This is a genomic window from Ruegeria meonggei, from assembly GCF_900172215.1.
Classification (GTDB): domain Bacteria; phylum Pseudomonadota; class Alphaproteobacteria; order Rhodobacterales; family Rhodobacteraceae; genus Ruegeria; species Ruegeria meonggei.
The window spans coordinates 21,998-43,135 of sequence record NZ_FWFP01000002.1 but is presented as its reverse complement, the minus strand read 5'-3'; the positions used below and the strand labels follow the sequence as shown (position 1 = coordinate 43,135).

Sequence of the window (21,138 nt, the reverse complement as noted above, 5' to 3'; positions counted from 1 at the left end):
TTGGTTGATAAACTTGGGATTCGGGATCGCAATTGTCTTACTGGCAAAAAGGTGCCTCGGTATGGAGGGGTTCTGACGGATTTACCGATGTCGGATGCAATGAGGCTCTATGAAACAACCGTTCAGACAGTTGAGGAGGAGTCATGAGCATCGAACTCGAAGACGTAAAATTCCGCTATCCCAATGCCCAAACGTTTAAGTTTGGCGACAATGCCGTATTGAGTGCCGAGTTGTTGACTCTGGTAAGGATGGGCCAAAAGACCGCGACCTGCGGCGCGCTCCGGGATTATCCCGAAGACAGCCCAGAAATGCCGGTCGTCGGTCGGCGGGATATCGCGTTGAATTGGGATGACAGCCCGGCATTAGTGATCGAAACGGTTGATGTCTCAATCTGCCGCTATTGCGATGTAACAGAGGATTTTGCCTTGGCAGAGGGCGAGAATGATACGCTCGAGGGCTGGCGTGAGGACCATCACCACTATTTTGAACGCAACGGTGGCTTCGATCCGGAAATGGAGCTGGTATGCGAGCAGTTCCGTCTTGTCGAAGATCTGGCGGCAAAGGGCTAAACAATGTTCAATAAAATCCTGATTGCCAACCGTGGCGAAATCGCATGCCGAGTCATGGAAACGGCTCAGAAAATGGGTGTGCCTTGTGTGGCCGTCCATTCGGACGTGGATGCCTCGGCCAAGCATGTGCAGATGGCGGACGAGGCCGTGCATATCGGCGGCCCGGCCCCGGCGGACAGCTATCTGAAAGGCGATGTGATCATACAGGCCGCGCTCGACACGGGCGCGCAGGCGATCCATCCGGGCTATGGCTTTTTGTCCGAGAACCCGGAATTTGTAGATGCGGTTGAGGCTGCGGGCCTGACGTTCATCGGCCCCTCGGCGGATGCGATCCGCAAGATGGGCCTCAAAGACGCGGCCAAGGTGTTGATGGAGCAGGCCGGAGTTCCGGTCGTGCCCGGCTATCACGGTGACAATCAGGACCCCGAGCATCTGGCGGGCGCTGCGGATACGATCGGTTACCCGGTCCTAATCAAGGCCGTCGCCGGGGGCGGTGGCAAGGGAATGCGGCTGGTCGAACAGCCAGCGGATTTCGCAACCGCGCTGGACAGCGCAAGGGGTGAGGCCCGGACGGCCTTTGGCAATGATGCCGTTCTGGTCGAGAAGTTCGTTTCAAAACCGCGCCATATCGAAGTGCAGGTGTTCGGCGACGGCACCCATGCAGTTCATCTGTTTGAACGCGATTGTTCCCTGCAGCGGCGGCACCAGAAGGTGATCGAAGAGGCCCCGGCCCCAGGCATGACGGCTGAAATGCGCGAGGCCATGGGGCAGGCAGGCGTGCGGGCGGCCGAAGCGATTGGTTACAAGGGGGCAGGGACGGTTGAATTCATCGTCGATGCCTCTGACGGGCTGCGCGCGGACCGGTTCTGGTTCATGGAGATGAACACGCGGCTACAGGTCGAACACCCTGTGACCGAAGCGATCACCGGCGTGGATCTGGTTGAATGGCAATTGCGCGTGGCGTCAGGTGAGGTCTTGCCGAAGCAACAGCACGAGCTCTCGATCTCGGGCCATGCTTTTGAGGCGCGCCTGTATGCTGAAGATGTGCCCAAGGGCTTTCTTCCCGCGACGGGCACGCTGACGCATTTAGAGTTTCCCCACTCTTGCCGCGCAGACAGCGGGGTCCGTGCCGGAGATACGATCAGCCCTTGGTATGACCCGATGATTGCCAAGGTCATTGTGCACGGCCCGACCCGCGCGGTTGCGCTAAAGCAATTGCACCACGCCTTGCAGCGCACCGAGGTTGCAGGCACGGTCACCAACCTTGCCTTTCTAGGAGCCCTGACTCGTCATGCGGGGTTTGCGGGCGGGGATGTGGACACCGGTCTGATCGGCCGTGATCTGGAGGTATTGGTACAGGCCGCGCCTTTGCCCGCTGCAACCTGTGTGGCGGCGGCGATGGCTGCGCTGGATCTGGAAAACACAAGTGACGAGACCGGGTTTTCTCTATGGGCCCCGCTGCATCGCGCGGTTCAGTTAAGGGCACAGGACGTGATTGACCTGGACGTTCAGGTCGAAGGCCCGGATCGTCAGACCTGGGACGTGGCGGGTGAGACTGTGCTGGCCGAACGCATCGGCGACACATGGGTGATTGACGGAATGCCGATGCCACGTGTTACGGTTTCGGACACAACGGTCACTGTGTTTGATGGCTATGGCCAAGTATTTGATATCGTTGACCCGCTGGACCGCGCAACACGTGCTGCGGGAGACACCAACGTGATCGAAGCGCCGATGCCGGGACTGGTCAAGGCGGTCTTTGCACAGGTGGGACAGGCGGTGCAGGAGGGCGACCGGTTGGCCATTCTGGAAGCGATGAAGATGGAGCATTCTTTGCTGGCTGCACGCGATGGCGTCGTGGCCGAGGTACTGGCTGAGGACGGCACGCAGGTCGAGGCCGGGGCGGCTTTGGTCCGGTTGGAAGAGGAATGACCTGTCCCATGCGGACACAACGTGGCACAGTCGGTTAAAACGCGGCATATTGAAAAGGACATAACCATGGGTGAACGGGTCGAAATCTTCGAAGTTGGGCCACGCGACGGGCTGCAGAACGAGCAGCGCGAAATTCCGGTGGCCGAGAAGGTTGCCCTGGTCGATTGCCTCAGCCGCGCCGGGTTTGCCCGGATCGAGGTGGCCAGCTTTGTGTCACCCAAATGGGTGCCGCAAATGGTGGGCAGCGCGGATGTGCTGGCCGCGATCACGCGGGCCAAGGGCGTGCGTTATGCCGCGCTGACGCCGAACATGCGCGGGTATGAGGATGCAAGAGCCGCAAAGGCGGATGAAATCGCGGTGTTTGCCTCGGCGTCCGAGGGGTTCTCGAAGGCCAACGTCAATGCCACGATTGCTGAATCCATTGAACGGTTCGAGCCGATCCTTGAGGCCGCGCGCCATATTGACCTGCCAGTTCGCGGCTACGTTTCCTGCGTCACCGATTGCCCCTATGACGGACCGACCTCGCCTGAAAAAGTGGCCGAGGTTGCAGACCGGTTGTTCTCGTTGGGTTGTTACGAGGTCTCTCTGGGGGATACGATCGGGCAGGGGACGCCGGATAAGATCGCCCATATGCTGCTGGCCGTGCGGGACCGTGTGCCGGTCACACGTCTGGCGGGGCATTTCCACGACACAAACGGTCGTGCCATCGACAATATCGACGCGGCACTGACACTGGGCGTGCGAACTTTCGATGCGGCCGTTGGCGGTCTGGGCGGGTGCCCTTTTGCACCTGGCGCGTCCGGGAATGTCGCAACCGAGGCTGTCGCGGCCCATCTTGAGCGTCTGGGATATGAAACCGGGCTCGATCTGGCCGTTGTCGAAGAGGCTGCGCAGATGGCGCGCGCGATGCGGCCGGAATAAGGGGTGGGAATGTTTGAAACGATCTCGGTCGCCATGGATGAACGCGGCGTAGCAACACTGACTCTGGATCGCGCCGATAAGTATAACGCGATGTCGGCGCAGATGATCTCGGAGCTGACGCAAGCCGCCGTGCAGTTGGGGGCCGACAATTCGGTGCGGGTTGTGGTGCTGGCCGCTGCGGGCAAAACCTTTTGCGCCGGGGGCGATCTGGGTTGGATGCAGGACCAGATGGCCGCCGATCCAGGCACGCGCTTTGCCGAGGCGCGCAAACTGGCTGCGATGCTTCAGGCGCTGAACACCATGCCCAAACCCCTCATCGGGGCTGTCCACGGCAACGCGTTTGGCGGCGGTGTCGGACTGGCTGCTGTGTGTGACGTGGCAATTGGTGTCGAGACCGTGAAAATGGGGCTGACGGAAACCCGTCTGGGCCTGATCCCAGCTACGATCGGCCCCTATGTGATTGCACGCATGGGCGAGGCAAAGGCACGGCGTGTCTTCATGTCTGCCCGTTTGTTTGATGCTGCTGAAGCTGTGGCGCTTGGATTGCTGGCAAAGGCAGTACCCGCCGCGGATCTAAAAGATGCGGTCGAGGCAGAAATCCAGCCTTACCTGTCTTGCGCGCCGGGTGCCGTGGCCTCGGCCAAGGAACTGGTTCGGGCGCTTGGGCCATGCATTGACGATGCTGTGATCGATCAGACCATTCAGGCACTGGTGGAACGGTGGGAAACCGAAGAAGCCCGCGAAGGAATCGGCGCGTTTTTCCAGAAACGAAATCCTGCATGGAAAACTCAGGTTTAAGCCATTTCTGTTCAAACGCGGATTCGCCAAAATTCGGCCTAACTCCGGTCAGGCAAAAGCGGAATATTAACCCCCTGCGCGGCTGTGTTCGGTTGACCCTCTGACCCCGCAGAGATAGAGAATGTCCAGTCAACACGCCAATTGACGGCGCACCCTGATGGGCTATGCGCAGGAAAGGAGCTATTCGTGGAAGACCTTTTGCGGGAGTATCTCCCGATCCTGGTGTTTCTGGCCGTTGCAGTAGGCCTGGGAATCGTTCTGATTCTGGCAGCTGTGGTACTGGCTGTTCGCAATCCCGACCCGGAAAAGGTCAGCGCGTATGAATGCGGCTTCAACGCCTTTGACGATGCGCGGATGAAGTTTGATGTTCGATTCTATCTGGTCGCGATTCTGTTCATCATTTTCGATTTGGAAATCGCCTTCCTGTTTCCCTGGGCCGTGGGGTTCAAAGACATCAGTGATGTCGGGTTCTGGTCCATGATTGTGTTTCTTGGCGTTCTGACCATCGGCTTTGCCTATGAATGGAAGAAAGGGGCCCTGGAATGGGAGTGATGACGGGTGCAAACACCGCCGGCGTCGACAAGGAAGTCGCCACCCAGGCCCTGAACGCCGAGCTGCAGGATAAAGGCTTTCTGCTGACTTCAACCGAAGACATCATCAACTGGGCGCGGACCGGATCGCTGCACTGGATGACCTTTGGTCTGGCCTGCTGTGCGGTTGAAATGATGCACACCTCGATGCCGCGCTATGATGCGGAACGGTTCGGCATCGCCCCCCGCGCATCCCCGCGTCAGTCGGACGTGATGATCGTGGCCGGCACCCTGACCAACAAGATGGCCCCGGCGCTGCGCAAGGTCTACGACCAGATGCCCGAACCGCGCTATGTGATCTCGATGGGCTCTTGCGCCAATGGCGGCGGTTATTACCATTATTCCTATTCAGTCGTGCGAGGCTGTGACCGCATCGTACCGGTCGACATCTACGTGCCCGGCTGCCCGCCAACGGCAGAGGCGTTGTTGTACGGCCTGATGCAGCTGCAACGCAAAATCCGCCGCACCGGCACCATCGTGCGCTAAGGAGAGAGTGGATGAGCGAAGCACTCAAAGAACTTGGCACGCAGTTAGAGCTGAAGCGGACAGATTGTGTCTTGTCCTGGGACGTGACCCATGGCGAATTGAATGTTGATGTGGCTCCGTCCAACCTGGTTGAGTTCATCGAATTTCTGAAATCTGATCAGAACTGCAAATTCTCGTCTCTGGTTGATATCACTGCTGTGGACTACCCCGAGCGGGCCAAGCGGTTCGACGTGGTCTATCACTTCCTGTCGATGTACCAAAACCAGCGCATTCGCCTGCGCGTTTCGATCCGCGAAGAAGACATGGTGCCGTCGATTGTTGATGTTCACCCCTCGGCCAACTGGTTCGAGCGCGAGGTGTTCGACATGTTCGGCATCTTGTTCTCGGGCCATCCGGACCTGCGGCGTATCCTGACCGACTATGGGTTCCGCGGCCATCCGCTGCGCAAGGATTTCCCGACCACCGGGTACACAGAAGTGCGCTATGACGAGGCGCAAAAGCGCGTGGTCTACGAGCCTGTCAGCCTAGTGCAGGAATACCGGCAGTTTGATTTCATGTCCCCGTGGGAGGGCGCGAATTACATTCTGCCGGGCGATGAAAAGCAGGAGGCCGAGTGATGGGTGGTATCTGGTGGCTGATCCTGTCTGCGCTGACCATCATCCCGATGGTAAAGATTTTGCCGTTCTTCGGGATCAACAAATACTGGTGCCTTCTTTGCCTGGTCCCGTTTGGTACGATCGCGCTGCTGTGGTGGGTCGGACTGAAACTGCAAGAGTTGGAGCGCCGCTAAGATGCTGATGCTGCTGGGGGAACTGATCACTTTGGGTGCGCTGGGGGTCCTGCTGGCAGGGGCTGCGGCCAAAGCGCTTGAGGCGGAAAAGGTCCGGGTTCGGGCTGATGCAAAAAAGAATAAGCGGGGGCGTTGATGGACGGCTCAAGATACGATGACGGCAGCACGGACGCGCTGAGCGGAGAACAGAAGATCCGCAATTTCAACATCAACTTCGGCCCGCAGCACCCTGCGGCTCATGGTGTTTTGCGTTTGGTGCTTGAGTTGGACGGCGAAATTGTCGAACGCTGTGATCCGCATATCGGCCTGCTGCATCGTGGCACCGAAAAGCTGATGGAAAGCCGCACCTATCTGCAGAACCTGCCGTATTTTGACCGCCTCGACTATGTGGCGCCGATGAATCAGGAACATGCCTGGTGTCTGGCCATCGAAAAGCTGACCGGGGTTGAGGTGCCGCGCCGCGGCTCGTTGATCCGGGTGCTGTATTCCGAGATCGGGCGCATTCTGAACCACCTTCTGAACGTGACCACGCAGGCGATGGATGTCGGCGCGTTGACCCCGCCTTTGTGGGGTTTTGAAGAGCGTGAGAAGCTGATGGTGTTCTATGAACGCGCCTGCGGTGCCCGCTTGCACGCGGCCTATTTCCGCCCCGGCGGCGTGCATCAGGACCTGCCGCCAGAGCTGTTGGACGATATCGAAGCCTGGAGCCACACGTTTCCGGCCGTCATGGACGATATCGACGGCTTGCTGACTGAAAACCGCATTTTCAAGCAGCGCAACGCCGATATCGGTGTGGTGACCGAGGATGACATCCTGAAATACGGCTTCTCGGGTGTGATGGTGCGCGGGTCTGGTCTGGCCTGGGATCTGCGCCGTGCGCAGCCTTATGAATGCTACGATGAGTTCGAATTCCAGATTCCCGTCGGCAAGAACGGCGACTGCTATGACCGCTATCTGGTGCGGATGGAAGAAATGCGCCAGTCGCTGCTGATCATCCGCCAGGCCATTGCCAAAATCCGTGATTGTCCCGGCGATGTTCTGGCCCGAGGCAAAATCACACCGCCGTCACGCGCGGATATGAAGACCTCAATGGAGAGCCTGATCCATCACTTCAAACTGTATACCGAAGGCTTCCACGTTCCCGCGGGTGAGGTCTATGCCGCCGTCGAAGCCCCCAAGGGCGAGTTCGGCGTCTATCTGGTCGCCGACGGCACCAACAAACCCTACCGCGCCAAACTGCGCGCGCCGGGCTTCCTGCACCTGCAAGCTATGGACCACATTGCCGGAGGTCACCAACTGGCCGATGTCGCCGCCATCATCGGTACCATGGATGTGGTGTTTGGGGAGATTGACAGGTGAGTACTCCGAACCAACAGAGTGTCACGACGGGAAGATTGGCAAGGGAATGATGAGTGCTGGAATCGATACTCGACGCGTTGCCTGTTTGGGCCGCTCTGGCAATATTGCTTTTGCCTTACTTTCTGGTGGAGTTCGGGGCGTATACAATCGCCGATCGGATGACCAAAGAGTTCCCGATGTGGAAACGAATCCTATTCGGAATACCCCTATTTGTCGGAATTCTTCTCGGTCTTCTCATAGGGATTTTACTGGTTCTTTTAGCAACAATGCTGGTTCTCGACATTTTTCTTTGAGCCGGCTGCGCACTCGAGAAGGATACTAAATGCTCCGCCGTTTGCACCCCGAACAACCCGAGAGCTTTGCCTTCACCGCTGCCAACCAGCAATGGGCCGAAGCGCAGGTCACCAAATTCCCCGAGGGGCGTCAGGCCAGCGCGGTCATACCGCTGCTATGGCGCGCGCAAGAGCAGGAGGGCTGGTTGAGCCGTCCAGCGATTGAATCCGTCGCGGACATGCTGGGTATGGCCTATATCCGCGTGCTTGAGGTGGCTTCGTTCTACTTCATGTTCCAACTGCAACCGGTTGGCTCGGTGGCACATATTCAGGTCTGCGGCACGACGTCCTGCATGATTTGCGGGGCCGAAGATCTGATCGCGGTCTGCAAGGACAAGATCGCAGCAAAGCCGCACGCTCTATCCGCCGATGGTAAGCTGAGCTGGGAAGAGGTCGAATGCCTGGGCTCTTGCACCAACGCGCCCATGGTCCAGATCGGCAAGGATTACTATGAGGATCTGACGGCTGAGAATTTCGGCAGGATCATTGACGATCTGGTTGCGGGCAAAGTTCCGACACCAGGCCCGCAGAATGGTCGCTATGCCGCTGAGCCGCTGAAGGGTCTCAGCAGCCTGACGGAATACGAGGCTGATAAACCGCAGTACAATGCCAGTGTCGCGCTGGCGGCGGATCTGGGCGACACAGTCAAGCGCATTGAGGGGACCGAAGTTCCGATCCTGACGCCCTGGCTGGGTAAGGACGGTAAGGCGGCGGCGACCAAGGCGGCTCCGACGCCGCCCAAAGCACCTGCGCCGGCCAAACCTGCTGTGAAGCAGGCGGAAGAGGCGAAAGCAGCCAAAGAGGCTCAGCCCGAGACGCTGACCGGGGCGCGGGACGGCAAGGCGGATGACCTGAAGATGCTAAAGGGTGTCGGACCCAAGCTTGAACAGACGCTGAACGAACTGGGTTTCTATCATTTTGACCAGATCGCGGCCTGGACATCAGAACAGGTGGCATGGGTAGACGCGCGGTTGAAATTCAAAGGCCGTATCGAACGCGACGGCTGGATTGAACAGGCGGCCAAACTGGCCGCAGGTGAAGAAACCGAGTTTGCCAAACGTGTCAAAAAAGATGGCACTTACGAAGACTGATACGAATGCCCGTTCAGGGCACCAAGGTGAGATGGGCCAGGACAAGGAACAGGCCATAGCCCGAAAGGGCCGACATATCGGGGTGGTCATTGCCGTGACCATGCTGATTTGGCTTGCCATGACCCTGTTCATTGGCCCTGCATTGGAATTGCCGGGGCGTTATGCGCTGCTGTTTGATTTTGCCGCTCTGGCAGGATTCATCTATGCAGGCGTGAACATTTTTCAACTCTGGCGCATGCGTCAGGACAGCTGAAGGTAACACATGATGCTGAAGGATCAGGACCGGATCTTTACCAACATCTACGGGATGCACGAGCGCACGCTGAACGGTGCCCAGGCCCGCGGGCATTGGGACGGCACTGCTGGCTTGATCGGCAATGGGCGGGACTGGATCATCCAGACGATGAAGGATTCCGGACTGCGCGGTCGCGGTGGCGCGGGGTTCCCGACCGGTCTGAAATGGTCGTTCATGCCCAAGGAAAGCGACGGGCGTCCTGCCTATCTGGTTGTGAACGCGGATGAATCCGAGCCCGGAACCTGCAAAGACCGCGAAATCATGCGCCATGACCCGCATACGCTGATCGAAGGGTGCCTGATCGCGTCTTTCGCGATGAATGCGCATACCTGCTATATTTACCTGCGTGGCGAATACATCCGCGAGCGTGAGGCGCTGCAGGCCGCGATTGATGAAGCCTACGACGCAGGTTTGCTGGGAAAGAACGCAGCCGGGTCCGGCTGGGATTTCGACTTGTTCCTGCATCACGGGGCAGGCGCCTATATCTGTGGTGAAGAAACCGCTCTGATCGAAAGCCTTGAGGGCAAGAAGGGCATGCCGCGGATGAAGCCACCGTTTCCGGCAGGTGCTGGTCTTTATGGCTGCCCAACTACTGTGAACAACGTGGAGTCGATTGCCGTAGTGCCGACCATCTTGCGTCGTGGGGCGGACTGGTTTGCAGGCTTTGGCCGTCAGAATAATGCAGGCACCAAACTGTTTGCGATTTCGGGCCATGTGAACAACCCGTGCGTCGTCGAAGAGGCGATGTCGATCCCGTTCGAACAGCTGATCGAGACCCATTGCGGTGGCATTCGTGGTGGTTGGGACAACCTGCTGGCGGTGATCCCGGGCGGCTCGTCCGTGCCTTGTGTGCGCGGTGAGAACATGCGCGACGCGATCATGGATTTCGACCACCTGCGCAACGATCTGGGCTCGGGCCTTGGAACGGCGGCGGTGATCGTGATGGACAAATCCACCGATATCATCAAGGCGATCTGGCGCCTGTCGAAGTTTTACAAACACGAAAGCTGTGGTCAGTGTACGCCGTGCCGGGAAGGGACCGGCTGGATGATGCGGGTCATGGACCGTCTTGTGCGCGGCGAGGCGGAACTGGAAGAAATCGATATGCTGTTTGATGTGACCAAACAGGTCGAAGGCCACACGATCTGTGCGCTGGGGGATGCCGCGGCTTGGCCGATCCAGGGGCTGATCCGCAACTTCCGCGAGGAAATAGAAGACCGTATCAAGGCTCAGAAAACGGGCCGCATGGGTGCGATGGCGGCGGAGTGATACCAATGGAAGTATTCGCAGATTATGGACATGCAGTTGCGTCAGTGGTGATTTTCACCCTTGTCGTTCTTTTCATGGCTCCGTTCACGGCCCTGGCCAAACAGGGGAAAGGCCTGGCACCGGGCGCGACGCCTGATCAGGACTATGGAGACCAGGCGTATCGCTTGAACCGTGCCTATCTGAACGGGACCGAGACCTTGCCTGCTTTTGCGGCGGTGACGGTCGCGGCGATCCTGATGGGGGTCAACCCGTTCTGGGTGAACCTTCTTGCCTCGGTCGCGCTGCTGGCGCGTCTGTTGATGCTGTTTGTGCATTTACGGGGCATCGGAAAACCTAACGCGGGGCCGCGGTCTATTCTTTATGTTCTTGCGTGGGTCTGCATGTTCGTGATGGGTTTGATGGCTTTGGTGGCGGCGTTTTGATGTTGGTGCGCAATAAACAAGCCCCATCAAAAGCCCGTCGCACTGCAGTCTTGTGCGCTGTTGTCCTGTTGTCCGCGGTTTCGGCCTGTGGGCTTGTCACCCCGTCTGATGATCGAATTTTGTTCGACGGTAAGGCGTTCAGGGCCAAGGCAAAGCCAGTCGATAAGAAAGCCTCGCCTGCGGATTTCACCGTTGTCGTGAAAGGTGCCTCAGCTTCGCTGGATGGCGCGCGCGAAGCCGGGCGATACGAAGGAATCAAATTCTGCATCGCAAGTTTCGGGTCCTCGAGAATTGAATGGAAAGTGGGTCCGGATACCGACCCGCAGAACCTGCGTATCACCGATGACAACCTGACATTTGCAGGAACCTGCCAACGGCCATGACGCATAGTTCCGCATATCACGTCATGACGCGGCGGGTGTTATTGCATAGCAACCCGACCACCGGTCGTCTTGGAGTTTCCAAGACGAAAGGAATTGTTATGTCTGGTATGAAAACGCTTGCCTTGGTGTCGCTGATGACACTGCCGGTAATGGCCGAGGCCAACCCCCCCTTGCGCGAAGTCAAAGAGATCGACAACGAGCTCTATTACATCGCGATCGCAAACGAGATTTCGGAGTATTGCCCGTCGATCAGTGGGCGCCGGATGAAGGCGATTGGAGTGATGTGGGGACTGCGGTCCAAAGCGAACAAGCTGGGCTACTCGGATAAGGAAATCCGGGACTACGTGGGTTCAGACGCCGAAAAGGACCGGATGCGCGCCAAGGGCGAAGCTTATCTGGCCCAAAACAACGTCGCCTATGACAACCCAAATTCCTTCTGTGCGCTGGGGCGTGCGGAAATCGAAAGAAACAGCGCCATCGGCGTGTATTTGAGGGCGAACTAGACCATGTCTGACCTCCGCAAGGTAAACATCGACGGGCAGGAAATCGAAGTCGACGGTGCGATGACCCTGATCCAGGCCTGCGAACAGGCCGGGGTCGAGGTGCCGCGCTTTTGCTATCACGAGCGTCTGTCGATTGCTGGGAACTGTCGGATGTGTCTGGTCGAAGTTGTCGGCGGCCCGCCGAAACCTGCAGCCTCTTGCGCGATGCAGGTTCGCGATTTGCGCCCCGGTCCGGAAGGACAGCCGCCGGTGGTCAAGACAAACTCGCCCATGGTCAAGAAGGCCCGCGAAGGCGTGATGGAGTTCCTGCTGATCAACCATCCGCTGGACTGCCCGATCTGTGATCAGGGCGGCGAATGCGATTTGCAGGATCAGGCCATGGCCTATGGTCTGTCGGGCACGCGGTTCAAGGAAGCCAAGCGTGCGGTGGACGATCTGGATCTGGGGCCACTGGTCGGCACCGCGATGACCCGCTGCATCAGCTGCACCCGCTGCGTGCGGTTCACATCCGAGGTCGCGGGGATCACCCAGATGGGTCAGACCGGGCGTGGCGAGGACGCCGAGATCACCTCGTATCTGAATCAGACGCTGGATTCGAACCTGCAGGGCAACATTATTGACCTGTGCCCGGTAGGGGCGCTGACGTCGAAGCCTTACGCCTTTACCGCGCGTCCATGGGAGCTGACCAAGACGGAATCCATCGACGTCATGGATGCCTTGGGCGCAAATATCCGCGTGGATACCAAGGGCCGTGAAGTGATGCGGTTTCTGCCGCGCAACCATGACGGCATCAACGAAGAATGGATCAGCGACAAGACCCGGTTTGTCTGGGATGGTTTGCGCCGACAGCGTCTGGATCAGCCTTATGTCCGAGAAAATGGCAAGCTGCGCCCGGCCACATGGCCTGAAGCTCTGACCAAGGCGGCTGAGGCGCTGAAAGGGGCTGAGAAACCTGCGGGGATCGTCGGTGACCTGGCTTCGGTTGAGGCCGCATATGCGTTGAAACATCTGATCGAAGGGCAGGGCGGTGTTGTCGAATGCCGCACTGACGGGGCCAAGCTGCCTGTGGGCAATCGGGGTGCCTATGCCGGGACTGCCAGGATCGAGGATATCGATTCAGCCGAGCGTATCTTGATGATCGGCACCAACCCGCGCGACGAGGCGCCGGTTTTGAACGCGCGCATCCGCAAAGCTTGGGTGCAAGGGGCCGAGGTGGCGCTGGTCGGCTCCAAGGTCGAACTGACATATGATTACCACCATGTCGGCGATGACCGGGCGGCTTTGCAACAGGTTGTCGATATGGGTGGTGATGATGAGATCAAGGGCAAGCCCTCGCTGGTCATCATTGGGCAAGGAGCACTGCAAGAGGCGGACGGCGCTGCGGTATTGGCCGCCGCGCAAACCGTTGCTGCCAATACAGAAAGCGGGCTGATTGTTCTGCACACCGCCGCCAGTCGCGTCGGTGCAATGGATGTGGATGCCACCAACCCAGCTGGGATGGACGCGGTCAGCGCGGCTGATGTGATCTATAACCTCGGCGCGGATGAGGTAGAAATCGGTGAGGGTGGCTTTGTCATCTATCAGGGCAGCCATGGCGACCGGGGCGCGCACCGCGCCGACGTGATCCTGCCGGCGGCGGCCTACACCGAAGAAAACGGTTTGTTCGTGAACACCGAAGGCCGTCCGCAATTGGCCATGCGTGCTGGTTTTGCACCGGGCGAGGCCAAGGAAAACTGGGCTATTTTGCGGGCTTTGTCGGCAGAACTGGGCGCAACACTGCCCTTCGACTCACTGGCACAGCTGCGTACCGCTTTGATCAAAGCTGTGCCGCATCTGGCGCGCATCGATGAGGTGGTCGAAAACGACGTACAGGCTTTGCAGACCGGGTCGCTTGGCAAAGCTGCCTTCCGCAACACGATCAAGGATTTCTATCTGACCAACCCGATTGCCCGTGCCTCGCAGCTCATGGCTGAGCTGTCTGCGCAGTCGCAGGCCCGAACCGCCGGAAAGATCGCAGCGGAATGAACCAAATCCGTTTCATATCACAGACAAGCGCGCGATGTGACGCGTCTGATTTGCGTATGGAACGCAAGAAAAAGGGTGGCGTAGCGGCGGTAGATGCTGTTTACACCAACGCGCCGACCCAGCCGCAGATTGCGCAGGCACATGGCCTCTGCATCGCGCGCGGAAAACGGAATACCCACGGTGTGAGGACCAATGGCTGATTTCTTTAACACCCCAGGCGGAATAGCCATCATCATTCTGGCGCAAGTGCTGGCAGTTGTGGCTTTTGTGATGATCTCGCTGTTGTTCCTTGTCTATGGCGACCGCAAGATCTGGGCCGCGGTTCAGATGCGCCGCGGGCCCAATGTTGTTGGCGTCTATGGCTTGCTGCAATCGGTAGCGGATGCGCTGAAATATGTGGTCAAAGAAGTGGTGATACCCGCTGGGGCCGATCGTACGGTCTTTATCCTCGCGCCGTTGACCTCCTTTGTTCTGGCAATGATCGCCTGGGCGGTGATCCCGTTCAACGACGGCTGGGTGCTGTCAGATATCAACGTGGCGATCTTGTACGTTTTTGCCGTATCCTCGCTGGAAGTTTATGGCGTGATTATGGGCGGTTGGGCGTCGAACTCAAAGTACCCGTTCCTGGGCTCGCTGCGGTCCGCAGCGCAGATGATATCTTACGAGGTGTCCATCGGTCTGATCATCATCGGTGTGATCCTGTCGACGGGCTCGATGAATTTTGGCGCCATCGTACAGGCACAGGACGGCAATCTGGGCCTGTTCAACTGGTACTGGCTGCCGCATTTCCCGATGGTGTTCCTGTTCTTCATCTCGGCGCTGGCGGAAACCAATCGCCCGCCATTTGACCTGCCCGAGGCGGAATCAGAACTGGTCGCAGGCTATCAGGTCGAATACTCGGCCACGCCGTTCCTGCTGTTCATGGCGGGTGAATACATCGCGATCTTCCTGATGTGCGCCTTGACCACGCTGCTGTTCTTCGGCGGTTGGCTGTCGCCTATCCCGGGCCTGCCCGACGGCGTGCTGTGGATGGTCGCTAAGATGGCGTTCTTCTTCTTCCTCTTTGCGATGGTCAAGGCGATCACGCCGCGCTACCGCTATGACCAGCTGATGCGGCTGGGCTGGAAAGTGTTCCTGCCGTTCTCGCTGGCCTGGGTGGTCTTTGTGGCCTTTGCAGCAAAATTCGACTGGTTCTGGGGCGCTTACGCCCGTTGGAGCGTAGGAGGCTGAGATGACCCAAATCGACTACACCCGCGCCGCCAAGTATTTTCTGCTGCAGGACTTCTGGGTCGGCATGAAATTGGGTTTGAAGTATTTCTTCGCCCCCAAGGCCACCATCAACTACCCGCATGAAAAGGGCCCGCTGTCGCCGCGGTTCCGGGGTGAGCACGCTCTGCGCCGCTATCCCAATGGCGAAGAACGCTGCATCGCCTGTAAACTCTGCGAGGCGATCTGCCCGGCCCAAGCGATCACCATCGATGCCGAACCACGCGAGGACGGCAGCCGCCGCACCACACGCTATGACATCGACATGACCAAGTGCATCTATTGCGGCTTCTGCCAAGAGGCCTGCCCGGTGGATGCCATTGTCGAAGGCCCGAATTTTGAATTCGCCACGGAAACCCGTGAAGAGCTATTTTATGACAAGGAGAAACTCTTGTCGAATGGTGAACGCTGGGAATCCGAAATCGCGCGAAATCTGGAAATGGATGCACCGTACCGATGACTGACACACCGAAAAATCCGTTCGAACAGATGCTCAAACAGGCCCAGGATATGGCCAAGTCTTTGAATCCGGGGCTCGAGAATTTTTCGCCACAGGGGTTCGAGTCGCTTTGGCCGACCATGCCGAAAGAGGTCATGGAGATGATGTTTGGCAACACCGTCAACAAAGAGGGGCTGGACGCCAAAACCCGACTGTTGCTGACGCTGGCCGGGCTGACCTGTCAGGGCGCACAAGCTGACAGCGCCGTGCGTCAGACCGTGCGCCACGCACTGGAGGCCGGAGCCAAGAAACAAGAGATCGTGGAAACGATTGGTCAGATGTCGGTCTTTGCCGGCATCCCGGCCATGACCCGCGCGCTGGACCTGGCGAAAGAGGTCATGGGTGACAACGGGGATGAGGATCAATGACCGTCTTTGCCTTCTACCTGTTTGCCATCAGCGCCATCACCGGCGGGCTGTTCACGGTGATCAGCCGCCAGCCGGTACACTCGGTGCTCTGGTTGATCCTGTCCTTTCTCTCCTCGGCAGGTCTGTTCGTGCTGCTGGGGGCCGAGTTCGTGGCGATGCTGCTGATCATCGTCTATGTCGGCGCGGTCGCAGTGCTGTTCCTGTTCGTGGTGATGATGCTGGACGTGGACTTTGCCGAGCTCAAGGCTGAGATGGCGCGCTATATGCCGTTGGCCTTGCTGATCGGTCTGGTCATCCTGATGCAGTTCGTCATGGCCTTTGGCGCTTGGGATAGCGCGCAAGGAGCCGCTGCCAATCTGGCGCAGCCGGTACCAGTGGATCGCCATAACACCGAGGCGTTGGGTGTCATCCTGTACGATCAATACTTCCTTCTGTTCCAACTGGCGGGCCTGATCCTGCTGGTGGCCATGATCGGCGCCATCGTTCTGACGCTGCGCCACCGCAAGGACATCAAGCGTCAGGACATCATCGGCCAGATGATGCGCGACCCGGCCAAGGCGATGGAGTTGAAGGACGTGAAACCGGGGCAGGGGTTGTGAAAAAAATAACGAAGCATATCCCAGCGATCTGTTTCGCTTGGGTTGCGTCAAGCGGTGCTTCCTATGCTTGTTCGACAGCCTCAATGGCGGGCTTCCTGATGGATACGGGTACAGAGTTTCATTGGGATGTCCTCGAAAAGATCCGCGACCAAGAAGGTGGTGAGGGCATATTTCCGGTTGCCCGTGGGCAGTACTGCAGTTTTGCCTTTGCTGGCGAATACGATGATTATTTTGGTACACCAGTTAACAAGATCAAATCAGGCTTGCTGGTGCAAACGGTCCACAGTCTGGATGCTTGTAATCCTGAAACCAACTTGGTGATCACCGATTGCCAGAATGTGCAGGCTGCCATCCTGCTTGGGAAAGGACCTTATCCGGAAGAAGGTCAAGCTCACATTGCGGGATATACGCCAAGCCTAATTGGACACCATCTAGCGCCCGAAGGCCCGCTAGAGCTTTCTAAAATTGACAACGTTAGTGATTTGCGCGCCCAAGCGTCGGAGATTGGACTTCGTTCATACGACGAAAGCGAATTCGAGGAATTCTACGAATACCGTTTGGGCAACGATTCGATAGACGCTTTTTGCGGCTGCAAACTCTACTACCCCGACTCGCCAGGAGCGAAGCTATGATCGGACTTGAACACTATCTGACGGTCGCGGCGACGCTGTTCGTCATCGGCATCTTCGGTCTCTTCCTGAACCGCAAGAACGTCATCATCCTGCTGATGAGCATCGAGTTGATGCTGCTGGCGGTGAATATCAACCTTGTGGCGTTCTCCAGCTTTCTGGGCGATTTGGTCGGGCAGGTGTTTACGCTGTTCGTCTTGACCGTGGCGGCGGCCGAGGCGGCGATCGGGCTGGCCATTCTGGTTTGTTTCTTCCGCAACCGTGGCACCATCGCGGTTGAAGATGTCAATATGATGAAGGGGTAAGAGAATATGGAAACCACCATCCTCTTTGCCCCTCTGGTGGGCGCGCTGATCTGCGGTTTTGGCTGGCGATTCATTGGTGAGAAAGCTGCAATGTGGACCGCCACGGGCCTGCTGTTTCTGGCCTGTCTGCTCAGCTGGATCATCTTCTTCACCTTTGACGGTCACACCCAGCAGATCGAGATCATGCGCTGGATCGAAAGCGGTTCGCTGTCGACAAGCTGGGCGGTGCGTCTGGACCGGTTGACCGCGATCATGCTGATTGTGGTGACGACCGTCTCTGCGCTGGTGCACCTGTATTCCTTTGGCTACATGGACAACGACCCGCAATGGCGTGAGGGCGAAAGCTATAAGCCGCGCTTCTTTGCCTATCTGTCGTTCTTTACATTCGCCATGCTGATGCTGGTGACGGCGGACAATCTGGTTCAGATGTTCTTTGGCTGGGAAGGTGTAGGCGTCGCGTCCTATCTGTTGATCGGGTTCTACTATCGCAAACCGACCGCCAATGCCGCCGCGATGAAAGCGTTCATCGTCAACCGGGTTGGTGACTTTGGCTTTGCGCTGGGGATTTTTGCGCTGTTCCTGCTGACCGACAGCATCAACTTCTCAGACATCTTCGCCTCGGCTCCGAAACTGGCAGAGACACAACTGCACTTCCTGTGGGGCGAATGGAGCGCCATCGAAGTGATCTGCGTGCTGCTGTTCATCGGCGCCATGGGGAAATCGGCGCAGCTGATCCTGCACACTTGGTTGCCGGACGCGATGGAAGGCCCGACGCCTGTGTCGGCACTGATCCACGCTGCGACCATGGTGACGGCTGGCGTGTTCCTGATCTGCCGCATGTCGCCCCTGATGGAGTTCGCGCCGGGTGCGACCGGGTTCATCACCTTCCTGGGTGCCTCGACCGCGTTTTTTGCCGCGACCGTGGGTCTGGTACAGACCGACATCAAACGGGTGATCGCCTATTCGACCTGTTCACAGCTGGGCTACATGTTTGTGGCCGCCGGTGTTGGCATGTATTCGGCAGCGATGTTCCACCTGCTGACACACGCGTTCTTCAAGGCGCTGTTGTTCCTTGGCGCAGGATCGGTCATCCACGCCATGCATCACGAGCAGGAGATGACCGAATACGGCGGTTTGCGGAAGAAGATTCCCTTTACTTTCGCTGCGATGATGATCGGCACGCTGGCCATCACCGGTGTTGGCATTCCACTGACTCAGATCGGGTTCGCTGGCTTCCTGTCCAAGGACGCGATTATCGAAAGCGCCTTTGCCGGTGGCACGGGCTATGCGTTCTGGATGCTGGTGATAGCGGCTGCGTTCACTTCATTCTACAGCTGGCGCTTGATCTTCCTGACCTTCTATGGCGAAGAGCGGGGCGACAAGCACACCCATGAGCACGCGCACGAAAGCCCGATGTCCATGCTGGTCCCGCTAGGGGTTCTATCCCTGGGCGCGGTGTTTGCCGGGATGATCTGGTATGGCAACTTCTTTGGCCACGCGGATAAGGTTGGCAAGTTCTATGGCATTCCGGTGGCCGAGGCGTCCGAGCATGCTGAAGCTGGTGATCACGGCACTGCCGATGCGACCCATGGTGACGACACGCATGCTGATGAAGCGCACGCGGATGACGGCCACGGCGATGATGCTGCACATGATGAAAAAGCGGCCCATGGCGGCGATCATCACTATGTGTTTGCCGGTGAGCCTGGAGAGGGCGCGATTTACATGGGGCCGGACAACCATGTTCTGGACGATGCGCATGCAGCCCCAAAATGGGTCAAGGTCTCGCCTTTTGTCGCGATGGCGCTGGGCTTTTTCGTGGCCTATTGGTTCTACATCGTGAACACGTCGCTGCCCGCACGTCTGGCAGCGAACCAGCGTCCGCTGTACCTGTTCCTGCTGAACAAATGGTATTTTGACGAGATCTACGATGCGATTTTTGTCAAACCCACCTTGGCAATAGGCCGGTTCCTGTGGAAACGCGGCGATGGCAACACCATCGACGGCTTCCTGAACGGGATCGCGATGGGCGTTGTTCCCTTCTTTACCCGCCTCGCAGGAAAGGCGCAGACGGGCTACATCTTTACTTACGCCTTCTGGATGGTTTTGGGGCTAGCAGCCCTGGTCACCTGGATGTCGATCGGCGGAGGCGCCCACTAATGGATAACATCCTCTCGATCGTCACCTTCATTCCGGCCGTGGCGGCAGGCATTCTGGCCCTGTTCCTGCATGGCGAGGACGTGGCCGCACAGCGCAACGCAAAATGGGTCGCGCTGGTTGCAACTACGGTGACGTTTCTTGTCTCGATCGGTATCTACACAGGTTTCGATCCGTCCAACACCGGCTTCCAGATGGTGGAAGAAGGCCAGTGGCTGCTGGGTCTGAAGTACAAAATGGGCGTGGACGGCATCAGCGTTCTGTTCGTGCTTCTGACCACGTTCATCATGCCGCTGACAATCCTGGCCAGCTGGAACGTGACCGACCGCGTCAAGGAATACATGATCGCGTTCCTGTTGCTGGAAACGCTGATGCTGGGCGTGTTCATGGCGCTGGATCTGGTGCTGTTTTACCTGTTCTTCGAGGCCGGCCTGATCCCGATGTTCCTGATCATCGGTATCTGGGGCGGTAAAGAGCGCATCTATGCGAGCTTCAAGTTCTTCCTTTACACGTTTTTCGGCTCGGTCCTGATGCTGGTGGCGATGGTTGCGATGTATGCGGATGCCGGCACCACAGACATCCCGGCGCTGATGACGCATCATTTCTCATCTGACGGGTTCAGCGTGCTGGGTGTCTACGTCGTAGGCGGCATGCAAACGCTGATGTTCCTGGCATTCTTCGCCAGTTTTGCCGTCAAGATGCCGATGTGGCCGGTTCATACCTGGTTGCCGGACGCGCACGTGCAGGCACCCACGGCGGGGTCCGTCGTGCTTGCGGCGATCCTGTTGAAGATGGGTGGCTATGGCTTCTTGCGGTTCAGTCTGCCGATGTTCCCGGTGGGGTCAGCCGTGATGACCGATCTGGTGCTGTGGATGTCGGCGATTGCCGTTGTCTACACCTCGCTGGTGGCGCTGGTGCAGGAAGACATGAAAAAGCTGATCGCCTATTCCTCGGTCGCGCATATGGGCTTTGTGACCATGGGGATTTTTGCCGCGAACCAGCAGGGGATCGACGGGGCCATATTTCAGATGCTCAGCCATGGGTTCATCTCGGCGGCGCTGTTCCTGTGTGTCGGAGTAATCTATGACCGGATGCATACCCGCGATATCGAAGCTTATGGCGGTCTGGTGATACGGATGCCCGCGTATGCCTTGGTCTTCATGCTGTTCACCATGGCCAATGTCGGCCTGCCGGGGACCAGCGGCTTTATCGGGGAATTCCTGACGCTGATGGGCGCCTTCCAGGTCAACACCTGGGTGACGGCTGTGGCAGCAAGCGGTGTGATCTTCTCGGCTGCATACGCGCTATGGCTTTATCGCCGCGTGGTATTTGGTGACCTGATCAAGGAAAGCCTCAAGGCGATGACGGACATGAGCTCGCGCGAGCGGCTGATCTTTGCGCCGCTGATCGTGATGACCATCCTGCTGGGGGTCTACCCGTCGCTGGTAACCGATGTGATCGGCAACTCGACCGCTGCGCTGATTTTGAACTATGACACGGCTCTGGCCGCGGCTGAAGCCGTGACCCAGACGGCCGCCTCGCATTAAGGG

26 protein-coding genes are annotated in these 21,138 nt (G+C 58.3%); all 26 read left to right on the top strand.

Features of this window, described 5'->3' with window-relative positions:
* Positions 1 to 143 precede the first annotated feature (143 nt).
* The 26 genes from RUM8411_RS02910 to RUM8411_RS02790 all read left to right on the top strand — a co-directional run bounded on the left by RUM8411_RS02910 (position 144) and on the right by RUM8411_RS02790 (position 21,135).
* The gene (locus RUM8411_RS02910; RefSeq protein WP_085821152.1) at positions 144 to 569 is read left to right on the top strand and encodes an ASCH domain-containing protein; all 426 of its coding nucleotides are present in this window, start codon (positions 144 to 146) and stop codon (positions 567 to 569) included.
* A 3-nt stretch (positions 570 to 572) separates the two neighbouring features.
* Entirely contained in the window at positions 573 to 2,501 is a 1,929-nt protein-coding gene (locus tag RUM8411_RS02905; protein WP_085821151.1) for an acetyl/propionyl/methylcrotonyl-CoA carboxylase subunit alpha, read from the top strand.
* Between the two features lie 66 nt (positions 2,502 to 2,567).
* Entirely contained in the window at positions 2,568 to 3,422 is an 855-nt protein-coding gene (locus RUM8411_RS02900; RefSeq protein ID WP_085821150.1) for a hydroxymethylglutaryl-CoA lyase, read from the top strand.
* A gap of 9 nt (positions 3,423 to 3,431) precedes the next feature.
* Positions 3,432 to 4,220, top strand: a complete 789-nt coding sequence (locus RUM8411_RS02895) for a crotonase/enoyl-CoA hydratase family protein (RefSeq protein ID WP_085821149.1) — start codon at positions 3,432 to 3,434, stop codon at positions 4,218 to 4,220.
* A 186-nt stretch (positions 4,221 to 4,406) separates the two neighbouring features.
* Positions 4,407 to 4,772, top strand: a complete 366-nt coding sequence (locus RUM8411_RS02890; protein WP_058274389.1) for an NADH-quinone oxidoreductase subunit A — start codon at positions 4,407 to 4,409, stop codon at positions 4,770 to 4,772.
* The gene (locus tag RUM8411_RS02885) at positions 4,763 to 5,296 is read left to right on the top strand and encodes a NuoB/complex I 20 kDa subunit family protein (RefSeq protein ID WP_037307875.1); all 534 of its coding nucleotides are present in this window, start codon (positions 4,763 to 4,765) and stop codon (positions 5,294 to 5,296) included. The genes RUM8411_RS02890 and RUM8411_RS02885 overlap by 10 nt, the downstream gene beginning before the upstream one ends.
* An 11-nt stretch (positions 5,297 to 5,307) precedes the next feature.
* A complete protein-coding gene (locus tag RUM8411_RS02880) occupies positions 5,308 to 5,913 on the top strand; it encodes an NADH-quinone oxidoreductase subunit C (protein WP_085821148.1) in 606 nt (201 codons plus the stop codon).
* Positions 5,913 to 6,086, top strand: a complete 174-nt coding sequence (locus RUM8411_RS22800; RefSeq protein WP_010442775.1) for a hypothetical protein — start codon at positions 5,913 to 5,915, stop codon at positions 6,084 to 6,086. Before RUM8411_RS02880 ends, RUM8411_RS22800 begins: the two co-directional genes overlap by 1 nt.
* 1 nt (position 6,087) lies before the next feature.
* Positions 6,088 to 6,222 carry a hypothetical protein gene (locus RUM8411_RS23135; protein ID WP_268808299.1) on the top strand — a complete coding sequence of 45 codons (135 nt, stop codon included), beginning with the start codon at positions 6,088 to 6,090 and terminating at the stop codon, positions 6,220 to 6,222.
* Positions 6,222 to 7,445, top strand: coding sequence for an NADH-quinone oxidoreductase subunit D (locus RUM8411_RS02875; protein ID WP_200818527.1), 1,224 nt, complete (start codon positions 6,222 to 6,224; stop codon positions 7,443 to 7,445). The genes RUM8411_RS23135 and RUM8411_RS02875 overlap by 1 nt, the downstream gene beginning before the upstream one ends.
* 53 nt (positions 7,446 to 7,498) lie before the next feature.
* Positions 7,499 to 7,738, top strand: a complete 240-nt coding sequence (locus RUM8411_RS02870) for a hypothetical protein (protein ID WP_085821146.1) — start codon at positions 7,499 to 7,501, stop codon at positions 7,736 to 7,738.
* A gap of 29 nt (positions 7,739 to 7,767) precedes the next feature.
* Complete coding sequence (gene nuoE, locus RUM8411_RS02865; RefSeq protein ID WP_085821145.1) at positions 7,768 to 8,868, top strand: NADH-quinone oxidoreductase subunit NuoE; 1,101 nt, start codon at positions 7,768 to 7,770, stop codon at positions 8,866 to 8,868.
* 31 nt (positions 8,869 to 8,899) lie between these two features.
* Complete coding sequence (locus RUM8411_RS02860; protein WP_085821144.1) at positions 8,900 to 9,121, top strand: DUF5337 domain-containing protein; 222 nt, start codon at positions 8,900 to 8,902, stop codon at positions 9,119 to 9,121.
* A 12-nt stretch (positions 9,122 to 9,133) separates the two neighbouring features.
* On the top strand, positions 9,134 to 10,432 hold the full coding sequence (gene nuoF, locus RUM8411_RS02855; RefSeq protein WP_085821570.1) for an NADH-quinone oxidoreductase subunit NuoF: 1,299 nt from the start codon (positions 9,134 to 9,136) through the stop codon (positions 10,430 to 10,432).
* Positions 10,433 to 10,437: 5 nt separating this feature from the next.
* Positions 10,438 to 10,854, top strand: a complete 417-nt coding sequence (locus RUM8411_RS02850; RefSeq protein ID WP_085821143.1) for an MAPEG family protein — start codon at positions 10,438 to 10,440, stop codon at positions 10,852 to 10,854.
* Positions 10,854 to 11,237 carry a hypothetical protein gene (locus tag RUM8411_RS02845; protein WP_085821142.1) on the top strand — a complete coding sequence of 128 codons (384 nt, stop codon included), beginning with the start codon at positions 10,854 to 10,856 and terminating at the stop codon, positions 11,235 to 11,237. The genes RUM8411_RS02850 and RUM8411_RS02845 overlap by 1 nt, the downstream gene beginning before the upstream one ends.
* A 98-nt stretch (positions 11,238 to 11,335) precedes the next feature.
* Positions 11,336 to 11,740 carry a DUF5333 domain-containing protein gene (locus RUM8411_RS02840; protein WP_234995118.1) on the top strand — a complete coding sequence of 135 codons (405 nt, stop codon included), beginning with the start codon at positions 11,336 to 11,338 and terminating at the stop codon, positions 11,738 to 11,740.
* Positions 11,741 to 11,743: 3 nt separating this feature from the next.
* A complete protein-coding gene (gene nuoG, locus RUM8411_RS02835) occupies positions 11,744 to 13,765 on the top strand; it encodes an NADH-quinone oxidoreductase subunit NuoG (protein WP_085821140.1) in 2,022 nt (673 codons plus the stop codon).
* A gap of 192 nt (positions 13,766 to 13,957) precedes the next feature.
* The gene (nuoH, locus tag RUM8411_RS02825; RefSeq protein WP_085821138.1) at positions 13,958 to 14,995 is read left to right on the top strand and encodes an NADH-quinone oxidoreductase subunit NuoH; all 1,038 of its coding nucleotides are present in this window, start codon (positions 13,958 to 13,960) and stop codon (positions 14,993 to 14,995) included.
* Between the two features lies 1 nt (position 14,996).
* Positions 14,997 to 15,491, top strand: coding sequence for an NADH-quinone oxidoreductase subunit NuoI (gene nuoI, locus RUM8411_RS02820; RefSeq protein WP_085821137.1), 495 nt, complete (start codon positions 14,997 to 14,999; stop codon positions 15,489 to 15,491).
* On the top strand, positions 15,488 to 15,898 hold the full coding sequence (locus RUM8411_RS02815; RefSeq protein WP_085821136.1) for a carboxymuconolactone decarboxylase family protein: 411 nt from the start codon (positions 15,488 to 15,490) through the stop codon (positions 15,896 to 15,898). Before nuoI ends, RUM8411_RS02815 begins: the two co-directional genes overlap by 4 nt.
* The gene (locus RUM8411_RS02810) at positions 15,895 to 16,497 is read left to right on the top strand and encodes an NADH-quinone oxidoreductase subunit J (protein ID WP_085821135.1); all 603 of its coding nucleotides are present in this window, start codon (positions 15,895 to 15,897) and stop codon (positions 16,495 to 16,497) included. Before RUM8411_RS02815 ends, RUM8411_RS02810 begins: the two co-directional genes overlap by 4 nt.
* An 83-nt stretch (positions 16,498 to 16,580) precedes the next feature.
* Positions 16,581 to 17,129 (top strand): hypothetical protein, encoded by a 549-nt coding sequence (locus RUM8411_RS02805; RefSeq protein ID WP_085821134.1) that lies wholly within the window; start codon positions 16,581 to 16,583, stop codon positions 17,127 to 17,129.
* Positions 17,126 to 17,431 (top strand): NADH-quinone oxidoreductase subunit NuoK, encoded by a 306-nt coding sequence (gene nuoK / locus RUM8411_RS02800; protein WP_005984024.1) that lies wholly within the window; start codon positions 17,126 to 17,128, stop codon positions 17,429 to 17,431. The genes RUM8411_RS02805 and nuoK overlap by 4 nt, the downstream gene beginning before the upstream one ends.
* 6 nt (positions 17,432 to 17,437) lie before the next feature.
* Positions 17,438 to 19,591: an NADH-quinone oxidoreductase subunit L gene (gene nuoL / locus RUM8411_RS02795; protein WP_085821133.1), complete on the top strand. Its 2,154-nt coding sequence runs from the start codon at positions 17,438 to 17,440 to the stop codon at positions 19,589 to 19,591.
* On the top strand, positions 19,591 to 21,135 hold the full coding sequence (locus tag RUM8411_RS02790) for an NADH-quinone oxidoreductase subunit M (RefSeq protein ID WP_085821132.1): 1,545 nt from the start codon (positions 19,591 to 19,593) through the stop codon (positions 21,133 to 21,135). Before nuoL ends, RUM8411_RS02790 begins: the two co-directional genes overlap by 1 nt.
* Positions 21,136 to 21,138: the final 3 nt, after the last annotated feature.